The sequence below is a fragment of the uncultured Arthrobacter sp. genome (assembly GCF_964021775.1).
Taxonomy (GTDB): domain Bacteria; phylum Actinomycetota; class Actinomycetes; order Actinomycetales; family Micrococcaceae; genus Arthrobacter.
Window position 1 is genome coordinate 61,335 of the sequence record NZ_CAXHZI010000011.1, and the last position, 21,167, is coordinate 82,501.

Sequence of the window (21,167 nt, forward strand, 5' to 3'; positions counted from 1 at the left end):
CAACCGCGGGAGCCCCGGGTCAGGCGTCGCTGTCCTGCTCTTCGAGGGCAGCGTCCAAGACCTCGCCGACAATGCGGAAGGCCTGCGAGGGCTGGTAGCCCTTGCGGGCTAGCATGGACGCGAGCCGGCGGACCATTTTGTCCCGCTCGGCGCGGTCCTCGAGCCCCCGCGCGTTCCGCAGCTTGCGTTCCACGAGTTCCCGGGCGGCCGATTCCTCATCCTCGTCGCTGAGCTGGTCGAGGGCAACGGCTGCGGTCTCCTGGTCGATGCCCTTCTCCGCGAGTTCCCGGCGGAGGGCGCCCTTCGCCAGTTTCCGGGTCTGGGACCGGCTCCGAACCCACAGCTCGGCGAACTCGGCGTCGTCGATGAGGCGGACCTCTTCGAAGCGGTCGAGGACGGCCTCGGCAACGTCGTCCGGAATGTTGCGCTCGGCCAGTTTGCGGGACAGCTGCAGCCGGCTCTTGGGTGAGTTGGTTAGTTGCCGCAGCACCACGGCCCTTGCGACGGCGGCGGGATCAGCCTCGGGGTCCTGCTCCGGTGCCGGCGGCGCGGACCGGCCGGGACCTCCGGGGTCGCCAACGACGCCGGAGCCAGGATTCCGGGACGGGAATCCTGACCCCTTGCGGCCCCGCGCGGCGGAGGCCCGGCTGTTAGAAACCGTCAACGGCCTTCAGCTTCGGTGATTCCTCCGGGTCCGCTGCCTTGACGCCGACGCCGAGCTTTTCCTTGATCAGGCGCTCGAGTTCGGCGGCGAGTTCGGGGTTGTCGCGCAGGAAGCGACGGGAATTCTCCATGCCCTGGCCCAGCTGATCGCCGTCGTAGGTGAACCACGAGCCGGACTTCTTGATCAGGCCGTGCTCGACACCCATGTCGATGATGCCGCCTTCGCGGGAGATGCCCTGGCCGTAGATGATGTCGAATTCGGCGATCTTGAACGGCGGGGCCATCTTGTTCTTGACGATCTTCGCCTTGGTCCGGTTGCCGACGGAGTCTGCACCCTCCTTGAGGGTCTGGATACGGCGGACGTCGATGCGGATCGAGGCGTAGAACTTCAGCGCCTTACCACCGGTGGTGGTTTCCGGGGAGCCGAAGAACACACCGATCTTTTCGCGCAGCTGGTTGATGAAGATGGCGGTGGTCTTGGTCTGGCTCAGCCGGCCGGTGATCTTACGCAGCGCCTGGCTCATCAGCCGGGCCTGCAGGCCGACGTGGCTGTCGCCCATGTCGCCTTCGATTTCGGCGCGGGGCACGAGGGCGGCAACGGAGTCGATGACGATGACGTCCAGCGAACCGGAGCCGATCAGCATGTCCATGATTTCGAGCGCCTGCTCGCCGGTGTCCGGCTGGGAGACCAGGAGCGCGTCGGTGTCAACGCCAAGCTTGGCAGCGTACTCGGGGTCGAGGGCGTGCTCGGCGTCGATGAAGGCGGCGATGCCGCCCTGGCGCTGGGCGTTGGCGACAGCGTGGAGCGCGACCGTGGTCTTACCGGAGGATTCAGGGCCGTAGATCTCAACCACGCGGCCGCGGGGCAGGCCGCCAATGCCGAGAGCCACGTCCAGCGCGATGGAGCCGGTCGGGATGACCTCGATGGGCGCGCGGACTTCGTCGCCCAGACGCATGACGGAGCCTTTGCCGAACTGCTTGTCAATCTGGGCAAGCGCTGCGTCGAGCGCCTTCTGGCGATCCGGGGCTGCGGCCATGATTCACACCTCTAATACTTTCTCGCTGGAGAGTGGCCGTCACGGCCGTTGTTATGTCATCACTGACGCTAGTGGCAGCCACTGACAAAGTTGCCGCCGCCGTCGCGTATGTGGAAAACGCTCTGAAAAAAGCATAGCCGGACCCGAACAGATATTCGAACAATTGGACGGCGTGTCAGTCCCCCGATGCCTGCGGACCGGTCCCGGGCAGCGGCCGTACCGTCAACGGCCGTACCGTCAGCGGGGTTTGACGTCGCGGCCGAGCCGCCGTTCGGCAGGGACATCCTGGACATCGCAGAGGGCCAGCCAGACCTGTTTCGGTGGCACTCCCGCGGAGAGGGCCTGGTCCGCGGTGCGGCCGCCCACGCCCGCCAGCACCAGGGAACTGCTGAGCACCCGGGAGTATCCCGCGCCGAACTCGTCGTCCATAAGCCGCCAAAAGTCGCTGATTCTCACCGATAAAGTCTCTCACGGGCACGGCCCCTAGAATGGTTGCTATGAGCAACCCACGCGACGCCGCCCCGGATCCGGCGCCAGTTTCCGGGACCGGCGACCCGTCCGCGGAGGAGGCGCTGGCCGCCGTCGAGCGCCAGCTGAGCCTGCTCTGGCGGCGGGCCCGCTCCATGTCGCAGCAGTTATCCCGCCAGGTCCATCCCGAGATGGAGCCTGCCGCCTACGGGCTGCTGTCCGTGGTCCGGGCCAAGGGGCCCATCCGGCTGACCGAACTGGCCTCCTGCATCGGCGTCGGCAAGCCCTCGGTGAGCCGCCAGATCGCGTTCCTTGAAGGCCTGGGGCTGGTGGCGAAGGAGGCCGACCCGCTGGACGGCCGGGCGCAGGCCATCAGCCTGACGGCCAAGGGCGAGGAGAAGATGCACCTGGTCCAGGATGCGCGGCGCGAGGTCTTCCGCGAACGGCTGGCGGAGTGGCCGGCCGCGGAGCTGGAAGCCTTCGCCGGCTACATGGCGAAGCTCAACGCCACCTACGAACGCGACGGTTTTCCCCGGGACGAAGGCCTCTAGGCCCATCCCGGGCACGGAAAAGGTCCCCGGCACTGCCGGGGACCAATTCGTTAATCTGAAGAGATTTGGGCCTAGCGCGCCCCGGAGAGCAGGCCGGTGGCCAGCTCATCGTTCAGCTCGGTGTTGAGCTCACGGTCAAGGTCACGACCGTAGCGCTGGGCGAATTCCTGGGGGACGGTGTCCGGTACCGCAACGCCCTCGGCCACGGCGACGCGGTCGCTGACTTCGCGGAGCATGCTGGACAACGGGACGTCAAGGGCCGAGCAGATCGAGGAGAGCAGCTCCGAGGAGGCTTCCTTCTGGCCGCGTTCCACTTCACTCAGGTAGCCCAGGGATACACGGGCACTGTGCGAGACTTCGCGGAGGGTACGGCCTTGGCGTTGGCGGACATCGCGCAGGACATCACCGATTTCGTGACGAAGTACAACCATCTTGCGCTCCTTCTGTTCGCTCTTTGCCTGATCGGCGAGGCCCACATCCTTCCAGCGGACAACGCCGTTTACGGATACGGGCTGCTTTACCATCTGTATCGCCTTGCTCCCTCGTATGTCTAGTTCGCGGTGGACTGCGAACGTTGTGATGATTTCATCCTAGGCGCCACCCTTATTCCGGGGCGACACAATGTAACAACTATTCGGAATCAACTTTTGTTCCCGGCAACTTTACCCGCGGTAGCTTGTCGCGGACAGGGCTTCGAGCAGCCGTTCCAGGGCCGCGCCGCAGGCCAGCGCCCGGATCTCCTGGCGGCTGCCGTCGAAGTGGTACGCGAACGATGTCGCGCCTTCCGCCGTGGCGAGGCCGATGTAGACCGTGCCCACCGCCTTGCCGTCATGCGGCTCCGGGCCCGCCACCCCGGTGGTGGCGACGCCGACGGCGGCACCGCACGCTGCGCGCGCCCCGGAGGCCATGGCCGCGGCGACCTGTCCGTCCACCGAACCCACGGCGTCGAGGACGTCCCGGGACACCCCCAGGATGTCGGCCTTGACCGTGTTCGAGTAGGCGACCACGCCGCCCTGCAGCATGGCGGACGCGCCGGGGGTGTCGGCCAGCACGGCCGCCACCATCCCGGCGGTGAGGGACTCCGCGGTGGCCACGGTCAGTCCGCGCTCAATGGCGCGGCCCACGGCCTGCTCGGCGAGGCGGTGCAGATTCGGGTGCAGCCCCGGGTGGGTGGTGGGGTGGAAATTGCTCATGGCGTTCCCTCCTGGACCTGCTGTTTCCTGGCCCGGATGCCGCTGGCGCGCAGCTTGAGGGCCTCAACGACATATTCGACGCCGGTCCAGACCGTGATCGCCAGGGCGGCCATCATGACAACAAAGGCCAGGAACCCGAGCCACGGGGCGATCGAGGCGAGCGGCATCACGTAGAGGAAGATCGCCGCGGTCTGCACTACGGTCTTGAGCTTGCCGCCGCGTGACGCGGGGATCACGCCGTAGCGGATCACGAAGAAGCGGAGCGCCGTGACGCCCCACTCGCGGACCAGGATCAGGACGGTGACCCACCACGGCAGTTCGCCGAGCAGCGAGAGCATGACCAGGGCGGAGCCGATCAGCAGCTTGTCCGCGATCGGGTCCGCGATCTTGCCGAAGTCGGTGATAAGCCCGCGGCTGCGGGCGATGTCGCCGTCGAGCTTGTCCGTGTAGATCGCCACCGCGAAGACAACGACGGCGGCCCAGCGCCAGGGGCCGTTCTGCGCGTCAAGGCCCGGGGCGTCGGCGACGAGGCACCAAACGAAAAAGGGCACCAGCGCGATCCGCAGCATCGTGAGGATGTTGGGCAGGTTCCAGATCCGCGGGGCGGACCCGGCGTTGGTTTCGGCGCTAGTCACCTTCCTAGGCTACCGTCTCGCCGCCGGCTACCGTCCGGTCAGCGACCAGGCGTCCTCGGAGCCGTCCTCGTCGTCCGACCCGCCGTCGGCGCCGTCGTGGTACTCGATGGCCTGGGTGCGGTTGTCGAGGTCGGCTGCCACCAGGTCCTCGGCGTAGCCGCCCTGGGCGATGTTGGCGTTGGCATTGTCGCTGAGCGCGGCCGTCTGCGAATCCGCGGCGACCGGCCCGTCCTGGCCCTTCATGGCGGCCAGCACCGCGGCCAGGTCGTCCGGCTTGACCAGCACGTCTCGGGCCTTGGAGCCCTCGGACGGGCCCACCACTCCCCTGGACTCGAGCAGGTCCATCAGCCGGCCGGCCTTGGCGAAGCCGACCCGCAGTTTGCGCTGCAGCATCGAGGTGGAGCCGAACTGCGTGGTGACCACCAGTTCGGTGGCCTGCAGCAGGACCTCAAGGTCGTCTCCGATGTCGTCGTCGATCTGCTTCTTCTGCGTCTCGGGGGCGACGTCGTCCCGGTAGACGGCCTTGAGCTGGCCCTTGACGTGTTCTACGACCTTGTGGATCTCGGACTCGGTGACCCAGGCGCCCTGGACGCGCATCGCCTTGGAGGCGCCCATTGGCAGGAACAGCGCGTCGCCCTGGCCGATCAGCTTCTCGGCGCCCGGCTGGTCGAGGACCACACGGGAGTCGGTCACCGAGGACGTCGCGAACGCCATCCGGGAGGGAACGTTGGCCTTGATCAGGCCGGTGACGACGTCGACGGAGGGCCGCTGCGTGGCGAGCACCAGGTGGATGCCGGCCGCGCGGGCCAGCTGGGTGATGCGGACGATCGAGTCTTCGACGTCGCGCGGCGCCACCATCATGAGGTCGGCGAGTTCGTCCACGATCACCAGCAGGTACGGGTACGGGCGGATGACGCGCTTGGAATCGACGGGCGGGTGGACCTTGCCGGCCCGGACGGCTTTGTTGAAGTCGTCGATGTGCTTGAAGCCGTAGTTCGCGAGGTCGTCGTAGCGGGCGTCCATCTCGCGGACCACCCATTGCAGGGCCTCGGCGGCCTTTTTGGGGTTGGTGATGATCGGGGTGATCAGGTGCGGGACACCTTCGTAGGCGGTGAGTTCCACCCGCTTGGGGTCCACCATGACCATCCGGACCTCGTCCGGGGTGGCGCGCATCAGGATCGAGGTGATCATCGAGTTCACGAAGGAGGACTTGCCGGCGCCGGTGGCGCCGGCAACGAGCAGGTGCGGCATCTTGGCGAGGTTGGCCACGACGTAGCCGCCTTCGACGTCCTTGCCCACGCCCATGACCATGGGGTGGTCAGTGCGGCGGGCGTTCTGGCTGCGCAGCACGTCGCCGAGCGAGACGGTTTCACGGTCCGTGTTGGGGATTTCGATGCCGATGGCCGACTTGCCCGGGATGGGGCTCAGGATGCGCACATCGGAGCTCGCGACGGCGTAGGAGATGTTCTTGGACAGGGCGGTGACGCGCTCCACCTTGGTGCCCGGGGACAGCTCGATCTCGTAGCGGGTCACGGTGGGTCCGCGGCTGAACCCGGTGACCTGCGCGTCCACGTTGAACTGGGTCAGCGTCTCGGTCAGCGAGGCGACGATCGCGTCATTGGCCTCGGTGCGTTCCTTGGGGATGGAACCGGGGGTGAGCATGTCCGAGGACGGCAGCGTGTAGGTGACATCGCCGGCGAGGGACAGCTGTTCGGTGCGCTGCGGGATCGGCGTGGGCAGCGGCGCCGGGGCGACCGGGTTCGCGGGGACCTTGGGGGCGGCCGCACCGCTGCCGGCACCTGGGGACGGGTTCAGCGACCCGGCGGCGACCATGCCCGGGGTGACGAGCGGGATCGCCTCGGTGGCGTTCTCCGCCGCGGCCCCGGCCGTGCTGCTGCCCAGTCCCTGGGCGGCTTTGATCTTCTCGACGGCGATTTCGGCCTGGGTGGGCCGCCGCACGCCGGGCGCCACGGCTTTGGAACCCTTGCCGGCTCCCCGTGCGCCCGCAGCGCCGGCGGCTGTTTCGTCATCGTCGTCGACGACGGCGTGCTCGAAGGCCTCGTCGCCGACGTAGCCTTCCAGCCGGGCGTCGGCGTCGTCGTCCTTGCCGAAGAGGCGCTTGCGCTTCTTCTTCGGGGCGGGGCCGTCGTTCTCGTACAGGTAGCTGCGGTCGTGGGAGTCCTGGCCGGCCCCGCTGTCGTGGTCCTGCAGGTCGATGCCCATCAGGTGCTCGTAGGCGCCGCGCAGCCGGGACGGGATCGCGCCGAAGGGGGTGGCCGTGACAATGAGCAGCGAGGTGAAGGCCAGCAGGCTGTAGAGGGCGATCGGAACGGCGGCGTGGATGGTTGCCAGCGGCGCGGCGGCGAGGTAGCCGAGCATTCCGCCGGCGTGGCGGAGCCCGTCGAAGCCGTCGGCGACGGTGGGCTGGCCGCCGATGATGTGGGCAAGGCCGCAGCCGGCAAAGGTCATGATCAGGAAGCCGATGCCGATGCGGTTGTTGCCGCGGCCGTCCACCGGCTGGCGGAACAGCCGGAAGGCGCAGACGAACAGAATGAGCGGCAGCAGCAGGGACATCCAGCCGAAGGTGCCGTTGACGATTGCGAAGACCATGTCCGGGAACCAGCCCTGGAAGCCCCACCAGGCGAACGTGGCGATGAAGACGCCGAGCGCGAGGTTGAACAGGGCGGCTCCGTCGCGGCGGTCTGCCGGGTCGAGGTCGCTGACGTCATGGCCGATCCGGCGGACGCCGGCGCCCACCACATGGCCGATGCCCAGCCACGCGCCGGCCACCACCCGCACCAGCCAGGGCTGGCGGGGTTCGACGGCGGGCAGCTGGCGGGTGCGCGCCGTTCCCTGGGAGCGGCCGGTCTTGGACGCAGCTGCGCCGGAGCCCCTGCCTGAAGAGCTGCCGGTGTTGCCCTTTGAGCTGCCGCTTGAGTTGCCTCTAGGCGCGGAGGAGGTGCGTGTCGCCATACCCGCAACGGTACCCGACGCCGGGCCGAAAACCGCGGATTTCCGGGCCGGGCGGGGATCATGTTGGGCGGCGGCGGCCGCCCGCGTACGGCGTGGGCGGCCGGATTCGGGCTGCCCGGCGGGGTCTTTGAGGGAACGGAAACGGCCTCCCCCGCCGGCCGCCGCCTGGAGGCGGTGCCGGCGCGGAAGGCCGTTTCAGTGCAGCTGTTGCGCTGGCCCGTGACCGGGCGTGCTGCCCGGTTGCGGGGCCTAGGCTTCCAGGACCACCGGGATGATCATGGGCTTGCGGCGCAGCTTGCGGTTGACCCAGGTACCGACGACGCGGCGGACAACCTGCTGGAGCTGCTGCGAGGTGTGGTCCCGGTTCTGCACGGCTTCCTCGAGCGCGGCGTTGATCTTGGGGATGATCTCGTCGAAGACCGAATCGTCTTCGGCCACGCCGCGGGCGTGGATTTCCGGCCCGGAAACCACCTTGCCGGTGGCGCGGTGGATGACCGTGATGATCGAGATGAAACCCTCGTCGCCAAGGGTCTGGCGGTCCTTGAGGTCGGCTTCGGTGACTTCGCCGACGCTGGAGCCGTCCACATAGACAAACCCGACCTCGACCTGGCCCACAACGTCCGCCTGATGGTCGCGGAGGTCGATGACGGTTCCGTTGTCCGCCAGCAGGATGCTCTCCTCGGGAACGCCCGATTCGAGGGCGATCTTGCCGTTGGCAATGAGGTGGCGCGTCTCGCCGTGCACCGGCATGGCATTGAGCGGCTCGAGGATGTTGTAGCAGTAGAGGAGCTCGCCGGCGGCCGCGTGGCCGGAGACGTGGACCTTGGCGTTGCCCTTGTGGATGACGTCGGCGCCGAGCTTGAGCAGGCCGTTGATGATCCGGAAGACGGCATTCTCGTTGCCCGGGATCAGGCTTGAGGCGAGGATCACGGTGTCCCCCTGACCGACGACGACGCGGTGGTCGCCGTTGGCCATGCGGGACAGTGCCGCCATGGGCTCGCCCTGGGAGCCGGTGGACATCAGGACCACGCGGTTGTCCGGCAGGTTGTCGATGTTCTTGATGTCGACGAGGATGCCCGCCGGCACTTCGAGGTAGCCGAGCTTCGCGGCGATGGCCATATTGCGGACCATCGAGCGGCCGACGAAGGCTACCTTGCGGTTGTGGTTCGCGGCGGCGTCGAGGACCTGCTGGACGCGGTGCACGTGCGAGGAGAACGAAGCCACGATGATGCGCTTGGACGCCTGGCCGAAGAGCCGGTCCAGGGTGGGGCCGATTTCCTTTTCCGCGGTGGTGAACCCGGGGACGTCGGCGTTCGTGGAGTCGGACATGAACAGATCCACGCCTTCTTCGCCGAGCTTGGCGAAGTGGCGCAGGTCGGTGATCCGGCCGTCGAGGGGAAGCTGGTCCATCTTGAAGTCGCCGGTGTGCAGCACGGTGCCGCCGGAGGTGCGCAGGAAGACGGCCAGGGCATCGGGGATCGAGTGGTTGACGGCCACGAATTCGCATTCGAAGGGGCCGAGCTTCTGGACCTGGCCCTCGCTGACGATCTGGGTGTTCGGCTTGATCCGGTGTTCCTGGAGCTTCGCTTCGATCAGGGCCAGCGTCAGCTGGGAGCCGACGATGGGGATGTCGTTGCGCAAGCGCAGCAGGTACGGGACGGCACCGATGTGATCCTCGTGGCCGTGCGTGAGGATGACGGCGACGATGTCATCCATGCGGTTCTCGATGTAGGAGAAATCGGGCAGGATCAGGTCGACGCCGGGCTGGGTCTCTTCCGGGAAGAGGACGCCGCAGTCAACGATAAGCAGCTTGCCGTCGATTTCGAAGACCGTCATGTTGCGGCCGATCTCCCCGAGGCCGCCGAGCGGAACGATCCGCAGCGTGTTCTTGGGCAGTTTCGGCGGCGTGACAAGGCCGGGAAGGGCGGTTTGGGTCATAGTGCACTACTTTCCAGGCGGAGCAGGAGGGGTGTTCTCTTCGATCAGGCAGGGCCGGATCAGGAGAAGACGATTCCTGCTTCCGCCAAGTCCTCGCGGATCGTTTCGATCTCGGCTTCGCCCGGCTCCACGAGGGGCAAACGGACAACCGAGTTGGGCAGGACTCCCTGCCACTTAAGAACTTGCTTCGCAGCAACAGCACCCTGGATGTGGGTCATCACTGCACGGACCACCGGGTCCAGTTCGAAATGTATGGTGCGGGCGGTGGCAAAATCGCCTGCAAGTGCGGCATCGATCATCGCACGGTACTGCTTGCTGGCCACGTGTGCCGAGACGCTGACCAGCCCGACGGCGCCGGCCGCCATCCACGGCAGAGTCAGTCCGTCGTCCCCGGAGTAGACATCCAGGTCCGTGTTCGCCATGACGCGGGTGACGGCGGCGAAGTCTGCCTTGGCGTCCTTGAGGGCGATCACGCGGGGGTGGTCCGCGAGCCGGATCATGGTTTCGGGCAGGATCGGAACACCCGCGCGGCCGGGGATGTCGTAGACCATGACGGGCAGGTCCGCGGCGTCGGCAACGGCCTCTATGTGGGCCTGGATTCCGGCCTGGCTCGGCTTGTTGTAGTAGGGGGTGACGATCAGCTGGCCGTGGGCGCCTGCCTTGGCGGCGCGCTTCGCCATCTCGATCGAGTGCGAGGTGTGGTTGGTGCCGGTCCCCGCGATGACCTTGGCCCGGTCCCCCACGGCCTCGACGATCACACGGAAAAGCTTCTCCTTTTCGTCGTCTTCCAGCGTGGACGTTTCACCGGTGGTGCCGGAGATAACGAGGGCGTCGTTGCCGTCGTCGACGAGCTTGTTGGCCAGCTCTGCGGACTGCTGATAGTCGACCTCACCGTCGTTGGTGAACGGAGTGACCATGGCGGTCACAAGGGTTCCAAACGTGTAAGAGCGAATGTCAGAGTCAGCCATAGGAAAAACGTTACCCTGTCCCCGGCTTGTTAGGACAATGGCGAGGCAGTGATGCGCGTCAAATTCGGCCCTCCTGCGTGGTGTCGGCCGGCGCTCCGGGGCGTGCCGGCGGCCCGGCACAGTAACGGCCCAGGGCGTCCTCCCGCAGCCCCTCCGCCCACGCGGACAACCGCTGCGCCGCACGCACGTAGTGGAACAGCTCGGTGGGGGTGAGCGCCTCGAGGTCGGTCTCCGCGAGCCGGCGGGCCAGCTCGGCGCCGGGCGCCTGGGCGGACAATGAGGTGCCCTCCTGGTGCCATTGGACGTCCTCCGCCGACTCTCCGGCGACCAGCCGCCGGAAGAGGAAGTCCACCACACCCGGGCTCATGGCCTTCAGGACACCGGCCGGGGTGAGCGCAGCGGCCGACCGGCCGCCGGCCGTACCGGCAGGAAGGGAAGAAGCGGCCCGGGCCGGGTCTGATGCGTTGTTCATGCCGTTCATGATATTCGAACATATATTCGAATACAAGGCCTTGGGCCGGACCCGTGGACACGCCGGTCGGCACCAGCCCTGGGGCGGTCCGGGGCCGGCCGGACGTGAGACGATCGGAGAATGACCTCGCGCGGTATGGCAACGACTTCAAAAACCGCCAGGGCCAAGGCGGCGGCGCCCCGGCTGACCGGCGTCGACGCGGCCCGCGGGCTGGCGCTGCTGGGCATGATGGCAACCCATGTGCTCCCGACCTTTGGATCGGACGCGCAGCTCACCCCCACCTGGGTCGGTCTGGCCTTCTCCGGCCGCGCGGCCGCACTCTTTGCTGTGCTTGCGGGGATCGGATTGGCGCTGTCGACCGGAAAGGAGCGGCCGCTGGAGGGTCCGGCATTGTGGGCGGCCCGCCGGGGCATCGCCCTCCGGGCACTGGCGGTGGCCGCGGTGGGCCTCAGCCTCGGCGGCCTGGAAGTCAACATCGCGGTCATTCTGGTCCACTACGCCTTGTTGTTCCTTTGTGTACTGCCGTTCCTGGGCCTGCCCTCGAAACGCCTCTGGGGACTGGCGGCGGCGTGGCTGCTGGCCACCCCGGTCCTGGCCTATCTCCTGCGGCCGTGGCTGCTGGCGGCGGATCCGCCGCTCCGGCTCGGCCACAACCCCGGCTGGGAGGACCTGACCACGCCGGCCCGGCTGCTCGGCGATGTGTTCCTGACGGGTTATTACCCAGTGCTGCAATGGCTCGCCTACCTGCTCATCGGCCTGGCGATCGGCCGGCTGGCGCTGTCCACGGCGGCTGTTCCGTTGCTGTTGCTGGCGGCCGGAAGCATCGCCGCGGTGCTCGCCAAGTGGCTGAGCCTGGTGCTGATGGAGGACTGGGGCGGCCGCGCAGCGCTGCAGCAGCAACTGGGCGACCCGGCGTACCCCCTGGCGAGCCTGCTGCAGGTAAACCTCGCGGGCATCGACCAGTCCGGTTCCGCGTGGTGGCTGGCGTCAAGCGCCCCGCATTCTGGCACCACGCTGGACCTGCTGCACACCTCGGGGGTCGCTGCCGCGGTGGTGGGTCTCTGCCTGCTGCTGGGACGGCTCGCCGACTGGGTGCAGCTGGACCTGTTGCTCCCGTTGCGCGGCGCCGGGGCGCTGACCCTGAGCTTGTATACGGCGCACGTGTGGTTGATGGCGTCCCTGTACGGCCGGCCGCTCCCCGCCGGCTGGAGCGTGGAGGGCCTGTACTGGGCGCAGGCCATCGCCGCGCTGGTCATCGGCGGTGTCTTCGCGGCACTGTCCTGGCGCGGGCCCCTGGAGTGGGTGGGCCACGGCGCTAACCAGCTGGGCCGCGGCCTGCGGTCCGGAAACCGCCAAACGAGGAACCGCTAAACAACGAACCGCCGGGCGCTAGGCGCCGGGCGACCCGGCGCGGAACAGCCGGACGGCGTCGCGCATCGAGGCGCGGGCCCGCTTGCGGTCCCCGGCGGCGTCGTAGGCGCAGCTGAGCCGGAACCAGGACCGCCAGTCCCCGGGGGCGGCCTCGGCTTCGGCCCGGTATTTCTCAAACTCCAGATCCGCGGCGTCGCGGATGATCCGGCCGGCGGGGGTGCGCGGCAGGGTATCCTCCGGCAGGCCGCCTTCGGCTTCCAGGATCTTCGCCAGCCTTTCGGTCCGGGCGCCGAACAAGAGCTCCCGCACCAGCGCCCAGGCCCCCACCACCGGCAGCACCAGGTAGGCCAGGCCAAGGGCCTTGGCCACTGGGTTGGGATCGGAGAGCAGCAGCACCGAACGCTGCAGGGACACCACCAGGTAGAACACCAGCAGCAGCGTCACGGCCCCCACCCAGATCTTGGTGCGGTTGGCCTTGAAGGAGGCCAGGACGTTGGCCATCAGAGGCCCAGGTCCAGGTAGCCGTCCAGGCCCACAGTGAGTCCGGGATGCGCGGCGACGTTGCGCACGCCCAACAGCACGCCGGGCATAAAGGAAGCGCGGTCGAAGGAATCGTGGCGGAAGGTCAGCTGCTCCCCCGGCCCGCCCAGCAGGACCTCCTGGTGCGCCACAAGGCCGCGGAGCCGGACGCTGTGGACACGGACGCCGTCGACCTCGCAGCCGCGCGCTCCGGGGCGTTCGCTGCTGGTCGCATCCGGGCTGGCCGCGACGCCGGCGCCGGCGCGCTCCGCAGCGATCAGCTGGGCGGTGCGCACCGCGGTTCCGGAGGGAGCGTCCACTTTTTCCGGGTGGTGCAGCTCGATGATTTCGACCGATTCGAAGTAGCGGGACGCCTTCGCGGCAAAGGCCGATGCCAGGACCGAGCCGAGGGCGAAGTTGGGGGCGATGAGGACGCCGACGCCGGGCTGGCCGGCGAGCTGCGCCTCGAGCCGTTCCAGCCGTTCAGCGTCCCAGCCGGTGGTGCCGACGACGGCGTGCATGCCGTGCTCAACGGCGAAGCGGACGTTCGCTTCGGTGCTGTCGGGCACCGTCAGGTCCACGACGATGCGGGCGCCGGAATCCACCAGGGTATCGAGGGAATCGCCCCGGCCCAGGGCCGCGACGAGCTTCAGGTCTTTGGCGTCTTCCACGGCTTTGACGGCCTCGGCGCCCATGCGCCCGTTGGCGCCCAGAACGGCGACGGCGAGTTGTTCGGTCATGGCATCAACCCTACCGCCGGGGCGCGGCCCGGCTGGAACCGGGTCCCTTGCGTTACCCTGCCGCCGGGCGCATCCGCCGGAGCAGTGGCTACTCCCCCGCGCCGACCCACTCGACGGTACCGTCGGTGAAGAACTGTTCCTTCCAGATCGGAACCTGCTCCTTGATCCGGTCCACCAGCTCGGAGCACACCGCGAAGGCCTGCCCGCGGTGCGCCGCCGACACCGCACAGACCAGAGCGGGATCGCCGATCTCCAGCGGCCCGGTCCGGTGCGCGGCCCAGATCCGCACCGACTGGCCCGGCCGGCCCGCTCCGGCTGCCCCGGCCGCCGACTGCTCGGCGACGAGTTGCGCGACGACGTCGGCCAGCACCTGGTGCGCCGTGGGGTGTGCGCTGTAGCTGAGCCGCTGCACCGGTTTGCCGCCGTCGTGGTTGCGGACGACGCCGCTGAAGCTCACCACGGCGCCGGCGGTATCCGATTCGACCGCGGCGATGGCCTGCTCCACCGAGATGGGCTCGGCGCTGAGGACGGCGTGCACGACTTCGAAGGCTGATTCAGTGTCCATGGCTGCCTTCCAGCTGGTCGCAGAGGTGTCCGATGATCGGGTCCAGCACGCCCAGGCCGTCCATGACGCCCTTCGGGGAGCCGGGGAGGTTGACGATGAAGGTGCTGCCGGCGGCGCCGGCGTGGCCGCGGCTCAGCATCGCCGTCGGGGTCTTGGCCGTGCCCGCGCTGCGCAGGCCTTCCATGATGCCGGGGATTTCGCGGTCCAGCAGCGGCAGCGTCTGTTCGGGGGTGGCGTCGGTGGGGCTGAGGCCGGTGCCGCCGCTGGTGATGATCACGGCGGGGTGCTGGGTCAGCAGCGCGCGTAGGGCGGCGCCGACGGGCTCGCCGTCGGGAACCACCAGGGCGGGGAACGGCTCGAAACCGTGCTCGGTCAGCCAGTCGGCGATGACGGGACCGGTGAGGTCTTCATAGACCCCGGCCGCGGCGCGGGTGGAGGCGATCACGATGCCGGCCTTCCGGCCGGTGGCGTCGCCGTGGCGGTGCGGTTCGATGCTGCTCACAGTGTCCAGTCCCCGCTCTTGCCGCCGCTTTTGGCGAGCACCTTGATGTCCGTCAACACCGCGTGCTTGTCCACGGCCTTGATCATGTCGTACACACTCAGGGCAGCAACGGACGCCGCGGTGAGCGCCTCCATCTCCACCCCGGTCACGCCGCGGGTTTTGACCGTGGCGAAGACGGTCACGGACTCGGCGTCGAGCTCGAAGTCGACGGTGACCTTGGTGATCGGCAACGGGTGGCAGAGCGGAATGAGGTCGGGTGTTTTCTTGGCGGCCAGGATCCCGGCCACCCGTGCGACGGCCAGCGCATCGCCCTTGGGCAGTTCGCCGGACCCGAGCAGGGCCAGGACCTCAGCGGTGCTGTTCACGGTGGCGGTGGCGGTGGCTTCCCGCGTGGTCTCGGCTTTGTTGGACACGTCGACCATCTGCGCGGTGCCGTCCTGCCGGAGATGGGTCAGCGCGGGCTTGTCCGGGTGCTCTGGTGTGTTGTTCTCTGCTGCGTTCACAGGATCCATACTTCCACCTCGTCGCCCCCGGCGAGCGCCGCTGTTCCCGCCGGGACGTGCACAAGGGCGTTGGAGTGCGCCAGGGCGTGCATCAGGTGTGATCCCGCGCCGCCTTCCAGCCGGACCGTTCCGTCCGGGCCGAGCGTGCCGCGCCGGACCTGGTGTTTGGCTTCCGGGGAGGCCAGGGCTTCGGCCAGCCGGGCGCGGATCACGGTGCGCGGCGCCGGCGAGCCGAACAGGTCCGCCAGGACGGGCCGGAGGAACATTTCGAAGGAGATGAGGCAGCTGACCGGGTTGCCGGGGAAGCCGAGGACCGGGACGCCGTCGAAGGTTCCGATGCCCTGCGGGCCGCCCGGCTGCATGGCCACCGGGCCGAACTCGACGTCGTGGTCCGCCAGTGCCTGCCGGACCACCTCGTAGGCGCCCTTGCTGACTCCCCCGGTGGTGACGATCAGGTCCACGCCGGGCGCGTGGCGGCGCAGCAGCTCCTCCAGCTCCCCGGGGTTGTCGGCGGAGATGCCGGTGCGGGTGACGTGGAGGCCTGCCTGGCGCAGGGCGGAGTCGAGCAGGGTGCCGTTCGCGTCGTAGATCTTGCCTGGCTGCAGCGGGCTGCCGGGTTCCACCACTTCGTCCCCGGTGGTGACCAGCAGGACCCTCGGCTCAGCGTGCACCGGCACCTGGCTCAGGCCCAGCGCGGCCAGCAGCCCCAGCTGGCCGGGTCCCAGGAAGGTGCCGGCGGCGAGGGCGGTTTCCCCGGCGGCAATGTCGCTGCCGGCCACCCGCACGTAGTTCCCCACCGGGGCGGCGGGCAGCCGGACGGTGGCCGGGGCTCCCGGGGCGGGGAAGGAATCGGGGACGGCCAGTTCAATGGGGACGACGGCGTCGGCGCCGGCCGGGATCATGGCACCGGTCATGATGGGCGCGGCGGTGCCGGGAGCAAGTTCGGCGGGCTCGGCGCCGGCCGGAACGGGCGCGGCGACCCGGAGCTCGGCGCCGCCGTCGGGCACCTCGGCGCTGCGGATCGCGAAACCGTCCATTTGCGAGTTGGCGAAGGGCGGGAGGTCCAGCGGGGCCAGGACGTCGGAGGCCAGGCCGCGGCCGAGGGCGTCCCCGAGCGGCACCGTGTCGATGCGGGCGGCGAGCGGTGCCAGCAGGGCCCGGACTTTGTCCCGGTGCGCTTCCACGGTGACGGGCCTGTTCGCGGTGCGGTGCATACGTTGTTGACCTTCGGCTCGGCGGGCTAGGACTTCACGTCCACTGTAACTGTGTGGTAGCCGGTGGCCCCGCTGGGCGCCGCCGGGGCGCGGTCCTCCACTTGCGGGACGCCGGCGAGGTCGGTGGCACGGACCTGGACCTCGTACTGTCCCGGGTCCAGGGGTAGGGTGAGCTTCCACTGGCGCCAGGTGTCCGTGGAGATCGCCGGTGCCAGCTCGGCCTGTTTCCAGTCGCCGCGGTTGACGCGCACTTCCACTGTGCCGATGCCGCGGTGCTGGGCCCAGGCCACGCCGCCAAAGTCCACCTGCCCCGCATTCACGCTCCGGCCGGCCCGCGGCACGTCGATCCGCGACGACGTCTTGATGGGTCCGCGCTCGCTCCAGCCCCGGGGAGTCCAGTAGGCGACGTCGTCGGCGAACCGGGTGACCTTCAGTTCGGTGACCCATTTGGTCGCCGAGACGTAGCCGTAAAGTCCCGGCACGACGAGCCGGACGGGGAAACCATGCTCGAGCGGTAGCGGCTCCCCGTTCATGCCCACCGCCAGCAGGGCGTCGCGGGTGTCCGTGAGCACCTCCAGCGGTGTCCCTGCGGTCCAACCGTCGGCGCTGCGCGAGAGCACCATGTCCGCTCCCGGTTGCGGGCCGGCCTGTGCCAGCAGCTCGCGGACCGGCCAGCCGAGCCAGCGGGCGTTGCCGATCAGGTCGCCGCCCACCTCGTTAGAGACGCAGGCGATGGTGATGTACCGCTCGGTGAGTGGCTTGGCCAGCAGGGCGTCGAAGTCGAGTTCGAGCTCGCGGTCCACCAGGCCGGTGACCTTGAGCCGCCATTCGCGGGGATCCACCAGCGGGACACGCAGGGCGGTGTCGATCCGGTAGAAGTCCTTGCTCGGGGTGACCAGGGGGTCCAGTCCCGCCAGGGACAGCTCGGCCCCGGCGGGTATCGCCGGGGCGCGCGAGGCCGGGACGGGCAACGCGAGCTTGTTGCGCAGCCCGGTGACGGCCGCGGCGGCGCCGCGCAGGATGGACGCAAGGACCCCGCCGGCGGCGGCGATGACCGTGGTCACCGCCAGAGCCTGCAGGAAGCCGCGGCGGGCGGGGCGGGGCGCGGGTTGGCCCTCGGGGTCCCTGTCTGCGGGTGCCTGGCCGGCGGGTGCCGGCGCGGCGGCCGGCTGGCCGGCGGGTGCGGCGGGTGCCTGGCCGGCGGGGTCCCGATCGGCGTCGGACCACTCGGTGAGCCGGCGGACCAGCCAGCGCAGCAGCACCACGCCCAGGGCGGCGGCCAGCAACGGCCCCGGGACGGCAGTGGCACCCGCCTCCGCCCGGGTCAGCACGGCCGCGACACCCACCAGCCCGAAGACGGCGATCACGGCCAGCCCGGCGAAGCGGCGGCGCCATTCGAGCACTCCGGCCAGTGCGGCCAGCACCGCGATCACCAACGCCATCCCGCCGAGCAGGGCCAGTTTGTCCGCCGTGCCGAAAAGCGAAATCGCCCAGTCTTTGACCCCCGGCGGGACGGCGTCGATCACCGCGCCGCCGACGGCCGTCACCGGCGAAACCGAGGGACTCAGCAGCCCGGCAGCAAGTTCGCCGACGGCGACGCCGGCACCCACCGCCACCACGCCGGCCGCGGCGGCCCACCGCACCGGGCGCCGCGGAACGGGCTGCGGTTCTCCGCCGGTAGCCTCTGCCGGAGCGGCCGGAGACGTGTTCACGCCTCCAGCATAAGTTCGTTGGCGCCAGTTCGTTCTCGCCGGGGCGTGATGCCCGGCCCGCAGTGGCGTAGCCTGACATTATGAGTGTTCAGCTTGGCATGCCCCAGCCCCGCGCGGAAAGCGGCCCCGGCGCGGGCGTCCCGGCGCCGCAGCCGGCCGGACGCCCGGCCGGAATGCCTGCCGGGCTGGTGGACCGCTACGGCCGCCGGGCCACCGACATGCGGCTCTCCCTGACCGACAAGTGCAACCTGCGCTGCACCTACTGCATGCCGGCCGAAGGCCTCGAGTGGCTGGCCAAGCAGGCCGTCATGTCCGCGGAGGAAATCGTACGGATCGTCCGGATCGGCGTCGAACAACTGGGTGTCCGCGAACTCCGGCTCACCGGCGGCGAACCGCTGGTGCGGGCCGACCTGCTGGACATCATCTCCGCCCTCCGCCAGGCCCACCCGGACCTGCCGATCTCGATGACGACCAACGCCGTCGGCCTGGATAAAAAGGCGGCCGGCCTGAAGGCCGCCGGCCTCACCCGGATCAACGTCTCGCTGGATTCGCTGCACGAGGAAACCTTCACCAAGCTGACCCGGCGCCCGTTCCTGGACCGCGTCCTCGCCGGCGTGGACGCCGCCTGGGCCGCCGGACTGGGGCCCGTGAAGCTGAATGCGGTGCTGATGCGCGGCATCAACGACGCCGAGTCCCCCTCGCTGCTGGCCTGGGCCCTGGACCGCGGCTACGAATTGCGCTTCATCGAACAGATGCCGCTCGACGCCGACCACGGCTGGACCCGCCGGAACATGATTACGGCCGCGGAAATCCGGGACCTGCTCTCCGTCGACTACGTGCTCAGCGCCGATCCGCGGGAGCGCGACGGTGCGCCGGCCGAGCGATTCGAAGTCCGCACCCGGGCGCCGGGCACGGACCAGGCTACCGGCCCCGTGCTGGGCACCGTGGGAATCATCGCCTCGGTCACCGAACCGTTCTGCGCGGACTGCCGCCGCACCCGGATCACCGCGGAAGGCAAGATCATGAGCTGCCTCTTCTCGCGCGAGGAGACGGACCTGCTGGGGCTGCTGCGCGGCGGTGCCACCGACGAACAACTCGCCGAGCGCTGGCAGGACGCCATGTGGCTTAAGCCCAAGGCGCACGGCATGGACCACGTCGGACTGGACGCCCCGGACTTCGTCCAGCCGGACCGCAGCATGAGCGCCATCGGAGGCTGAACCACCCGTGAACGTACGTTACTTCGCTGCCGCGCGCGTTGCCGCCGGTATGGACGAGGAAAAGTTCGAGCTGCCCGACGGCGCCAGGCTCGCCGAGCTGCTGGAGGCGATTCTCGCCGTCGAACGCCCCGAGCCGCCGGCCGGCACCCCGCCGCTGGCCCGCATCCTGTCCCGCTCCAGCTTCCTGCTCAACGAGGTGGCGGTGCGGAACTCGTCGCCGGTGCTGGGTCCGGACGACGTCGTCGACGTGCTGCCGCCGTTTGCCGGCGGCTAGCCACACCTCACCTGGTCCTCACTGTCCGTCAGATGCTGCGGCGGCCGGAGCCGACACGGCCGCGGCTCCAAGGGCCAGGCCCAGCAGCGCAGCCCGGCTCCGCACACCGCAGGCCACGAAGAGTGCCTTGAATAAGTCCTGCACGGTGTAGGGGCGGATCCGCAGGGCAGCTGCCAGCTCAGAGGTGCTGAGGCCGCCGGCGGAGAGCCCCAGCAGCCGGTGCTGCTGCGGCGTCAGCGCAAAGCAGCGCGCGAACGCTTCCAGCCGGTCCGCCGCCGGGCAGTCCTGGATGGTCACCGCGAGCGAAGGCGTTGCCCCCGTCCCGGGGTCCATCCGGGTGGAGCGCAAAAGAGCCCAGCCACCGCGCCCCACCGGCACTCGGGACATCGCCGGGTGGGCGTCCACTCCGGCTTCCTCCGCGAGGAGTTGGGCGGCGACATTCAGGACCTCAGCGGGGATCCCTTCGTAGGGCCGGGGCCCGCGCTGCAGCAGCCCCAGCCAGTCGGCGGCCGATGCGGTCTGGCCCGTCACGGCGAGCCGCTCGTCGAGGACCAGCACGGCCTGCGGCGGCAAGGACTTGCCGCCGCCCGCCCGGACCGCGGCACCGACGTCGACACCCTGCCGCCATTGTGCCGCCCGGCTCCGCCGCAGGCCGGCTGCCACCAGCGGGGCCGCCGTGGCCAGGAAATCGGTCTCCGGTTCGGAAAATGTGCCTTCGTCTCCGCCACGCCACACGTCGAGCCAGCCCCAGCACCCGTGTTTATCGGCGAAGACCACGGACAGCACGTCCGTCACCCCGTAGCGGCTCAGCAGCCCGTTCCAGAGCCGGCTCCGCGCCGGCTGCCCGCCGGTGGCCACCAGCAGGGTCGTCGCCGGCCGGCGCTGGCCCATCAGGGAGGTCCAGCGGGCATCCGCCGTCAGGTACTTAAGCCGGATCAGTTCAGGCAGCTCCTCCGGACAGGGAATCCTGGCCATCGGCGAGATACCGGTGGCCGATTCCGGGTCTGTCAACGGCCAGGCATAAGCGCTGAAGGGCACCATCCTTCCGAGTTCAGCCAGTAATCCCCGGCGCAGCTCATGGTCATCCAGCACGTCGCGGCAGAGGTTCCCGATGCGTTCCAGACTCCGGCTCAGCGCCCAGCTGGTGGTCATGACATCAGTATGTACCTTGGGCATGGCCTTCTGAATCGACCGGCTCACGGGCGCTCCGGACCCGTCCCGGGGCGGGCCGCCCTCCCAGATATCTGGGATACCGCGGGCCGCCCCGCCGCCCTACCGTGGAACATCGCGCAGCCACATAAGAGACGTAAGGAGGGCTCGTGATGTACACCTTGCAGATTGAGCACAAGATCAGGGATTTCGACCTGTGGAAGACAGCGTTCGACCGTGACCCCGTCAACCGTGCGGCGTCGGGGGTTACCGCGCACCGCATCAGCCGACCGGTGGACGATCCGCACTACGTAGTGGTGGAACTCGACTTCGAGCAGCAGGCCCAGGCGGAAGCCCTGCTGGCAAAGCTTCGGGCAAACGTTTGGAATTCGCCCGCTGCGGCCCCCGCACTCCAGGGCGCTCCGACAACCCGGATCCTCGCGTCCGCCGGCTGAGGCGCCGTGCCGCCCGGCGTCAGTGACGTCCGGGCTGAGCGCGGCCCT

23 protein-coding genes are annotated in these 21,167 nt (G+C 69.3%); 5 read left to right on the plus strand and 18 right to left on the minus strand.

Annotated elements, in window-relative coordinates; translation table 11 throughout:
- Positions 1-19: 19 nt before the first annotated feature.
- From ABIN76_RS11145 to ABIN76_RS11155, 3 genes are all read right to left on the minus strand, one after another.
- Positions 20-493: a regulatory protein RecX gene (locus ABIN76_RS11145; RefSeq protein WP_346959816.1), complete on the minus strand. Its 474-nt coding sequence runs from the start codon at positions 491-493 to the stop codon at positions 20-22.
- 157 nt (positions 494-650) lie between these two features.
- Complete coding sequence (recA, locus tag ABIN76_RS11150; protein WP_138769744.1) at positions 651-1,700, minus strand: recombinase RecA; 1,050 nt, start codon at positions 1,698-1,700, stop codon at positions 651-653.
- A gap of 237 nt (positions 1,701-1,937) precedes the next feature.
- Positions 1,938-2,156, minus strand: a complete 219-nt coding sequence (locus tag ABIN76_RS11155) for a DUF3046 domain-containing protein (protein WP_056740635.1) — start codon at positions 2,154-2,156, stop codon at positions 1,938-1,940.
- Between the two features lie 41 nt (positions 2,157-2,197).
- Here ABIN76_RS11155 and ABIN76_RS11160 point away from each other — a divergent pair, with 41 nt between their 5' ends.
- Positions 2,198-2,719, plus strand: coding sequence for a MarR family transcriptional regulator (locus ABIN76_RS11160; RefSeq protein ID WP_346959777.1), 522 nt, complete (start codon positions 2,198-2,200; stop codon positions 2,717-2,719).
- Positions 2,720-2,790: 71 nt separating this feature from the next.
- Here ABIN76_RS11160 and ABIN76_RS11165 read toward each other — a convergent pair whose 3' ends face one another.
- The 7 genes from ABIN76_RS11165 to ABIN76_RS11195 all read right to left on the minus strand — a co-directional run bounded on the left by ABIN76_RS11165 (position 2,791) and on the right by ABIN76_RS11195 (position 10,898).
- Positions 2,791-3,243, minus strand: a complete 453-nt coding sequence (locus ABIN76_RS11165) for a helix-turn-helix domain-containing protein (RefSeq protein ID WP_138769747.1) — start codon at positions 3,241-3,243, stop codon at positions 2,791-2,793.
- Between the two features lie 138 nt (positions 3,244-3,381).
- Positions 3,382-3,912 carry a CinA family protein gene (locus ABIN76_RS11170; protein WP_346959778.1) on the minus strand — a complete coding sequence of 177 codons (531 nt, stop codon included), beginning with the start codon at positions 3,910-3,912 and terminating at the stop codon, positions 3,382-3,384.
- Positions 3,909-4,547: a CDP-diacylglycerol--glycerol-3-phosphate 3-phosphatidyltransferase gene (pgsA, locus tag ABIN76_RS11175; RefSeq protein ID WP_346959779.1), complete on the minus strand. Its 639-nt coding sequence runs from the start codon at positions 4,545-4,547 to the stop codon at positions 3,909-3,911. Before pgsA ends, ABIN76_RS11170 begins: the two co-directional genes overlap by 4 nt.
- 27 nt (positions 4,548-4,574) lie before the next feature.
- Positions 4,575-7,520, minus strand: a complete 2,946-nt coding sequence (locus tag ABIN76_RS11180; RefSeq protein WP_346959780.1) for a DNA translocase FtsK — start codon at positions 7,518-7,520, stop codon at positions 4,575-4,577.
- Between the two features lie 249 nt (positions 7,521-7,769).
- Positions 7,770-9,458, minus strand: coding sequence for a ribonuclease J (locus ABIN76_RS11185; protein WP_175323229.1), 1,689 nt, complete (start codon positions 9,456-9,458; stop codon positions 7,770-7,772).
- A 59-nt stretch (positions 9,459-9,517) separates the two neighbouring features.
- Positions 9,518-10,426 carry a 4-hydroxy-tetrahydrodipicolinate synthase gene (gene dapA / locus ABIN76_RS11190; RefSeq protein ID WP_346959781.1) on the minus strand — a complete coding sequence of 303 codons (909 nt, stop codon included), beginning with the start codon at positions 10,424-10,426 and terminating at the stop codon, positions 9,518-9,520.
- Between the two features lie 58 nt (positions 10,427-10,484).
- A complete protein-coding gene (locus ABIN76_RS11195; protein WP_346959782.1) occupies positions 10,485-10,898 on the minus strand; it encodes a hypothetical protein in 414 nt (137 codons plus the stop codon).
- 120 nt (positions 10,899-11,018) lie between these two features.
- On the opposite strand from ABIN76_RS11195, the gene ABIN76_RS11200 reads away from it, so the two are divergent.
- Positions 11,019-12,269 carry a heparan-alpha-glucosaminide N-acetyltransferase domain-containing protein gene (locus tag ABIN76_RS11200; RefSeq protein WP_346959783.1) on the plus strand — a complete coding sequence of 417 codons (1,251 nt, stop codon included), beginning with the start codon at positions 11,019-11,021 and terminating at the stop codon, positions 12,267-12,269.
- 18 nt (positions 12,270-12,287) lie between these two features.
- Here ABIN76_RS11200 and ABIN76_RS11205 read toward each other — a convergent pair whose 3' ends face one another.
- The 7 genes from ABIN76_RS11205 to ABIN76_RS11235 all read right to left on the minus strand — a co-directional run bounded on the left by ABIN76_RS11205 (position 12,288) and on the right by ABIN76_RS11235 (position 17,955).
- Positions 12,288-12,770 carry a hypothetical protein gene (locus ABIN76_RS11205; RefSeq protein ID WP_346959784.1) on the minus strand — a complete coding sequence of 161 codons (483 nt, stop codon included), beginning with the start codon at positions 12,768-12,770 and terminating at the stop codon, positions 12,288-12,290.
- Positions 12,770-13,528, minus strand: a complete 759-nt coding sequence (gene dapB, locus ABIN76_RS11210) for a 4-hydroxy-tetrahydrodipicolinate reductase (protein WP_346959785.1) — start codon at positions 13,526-13,528, stop codon at positions 12,770-12,772. The genes ABIN76_RS11205 and dapB overlap by 1 nt, the downstream gene beginning before the upstream one ends.
- A gap of 88 nt (positions 13,529-13,616) precedes the next feature.
- Entirely contained in the window at positions 13,617-14,093 is a 477-nt protein-coding gene (locus tag ABIN76_RS11215) for a molybdenum cofactor biosynthesis protein MoaE (RefSeq protein WP_346959786.1), read from the minus strand.
- Positions 14,083-14,595 (minus strand): MogA/MoaB family molybdenum cofactor biosynthesis protein, encoded by a 513-nt coding sequence (locus ABIN76_RS11220; RefSeq protein ID WP_346959787.1) that lies wholly within the window; start codon positions 14,593-14,595, stop codon positions 14,083-14,085. Before ABIN76_RS11220 ends, ABIN76_RS11215 begins: the two co-directional genes overlap by 11 nt.
- Positions 14,592-15,107, minus strand: coding sequence for a cyclic pyranopterin monophosphate synthase MoaC (moaC, locus tag ABIN76_RS11225; protein ID WP_346959788.1), 516 nt, complete (start codon positions 15,105-15,107; stop codon positions 14,592-14,594). The genes ABIN76_RS11220 and moaC overlap by 4 nt, the downstream gene beginning before the upstream one ends.
- Complete coding sequence (gene glp / locus ABIN76_RS11230; RefSeq protein WP_346959789.1) at positions 15,095-16,312, minus strand: gephyrin-like molybdotransferase Glp; 1,218 nt, start codon at positions 16,310-16,312, stop codon at positions 15,095-15,097. Before glp ends, moaC begins: the two co-directional genes overlap by 13 nt.
- 26 nt (positions 16,313-16,338) lie before the next feature.
- The gene (locus tag ABIN76_RS11235) at positions 16,339-17,955 is read right to left on the minus strand and encodes a molybdopterin-dependent oxidoreductase (RefSeq protein WP_346959817.1); all 1,617 of its coding nucleotides are present in this window, start codon (positions 17,953-17,955) and stop codon (positions 16,339-16,341) included.
- Positions 17,956-18,104: 149 nt separating this feature from the next.
- Here ABIN76_RS11235 and moaA point away from each other — a divergent pair, with 149 nt between their 5' ends.
- Complete coding sequence (gene moaA / locus ABIN76_RS11240; RefSeq protein ID WP_346959790.1) at positions 18,105-19,241, plus strand: GTP 3',8-cyclase MoaA; 1,137 nt, start codon at positions 18,105-18,107, stop codon at positions 19,239-19,241.
- A 7-nt stretch (positions 19,242-19,248) separates the two neighbouring features.
- Positions 19,249-19,515 (plus strand): MoaD/ThiS family protein, encoded by a 267-nt coding sequence (locus ABIN76_RS11245; RefSeq protein WP_346959791.1) that lies wholly within the window; start codon positions 19,249-19,251, stop codon positions 19,513-19,515.
- A gap of 18 nt (positions 19,516-19,533) precedes the next feature.
- On the opposite strand, the gene ABIN76_RS11250 is transcribed toward ABIN76_RS11245, so the two are convergent.
- A complete protein-coding gene (locus ABIN76_RS11250) occupies positions 19,534-20,667 on the minus strand; it encodes a LuxR family transcriptional regulator (protein ID WP_346959792.1) in 1,134 nt (377 codons plus the stop codon).
- Between the two features lie 170 nt (positions 20,668-20,837).
- On the opposite strand from ABIN76_RS11250, the gene ABIN76_RS11255 reads away from it, so the two are divergent.
- Complete coding sequence (locus ABIN76_RS11255) at positions 20,838-21,119, plus strand: hypothetical protein (RefSeq protein WP_346959818.1); 282 nt, start codon at positions 20,838-20,840, stop codon at positions 21,117-21,119.
- The last annotated feature ends 48 nt before the right edge of the window (positions 21,120-21,167 follow it).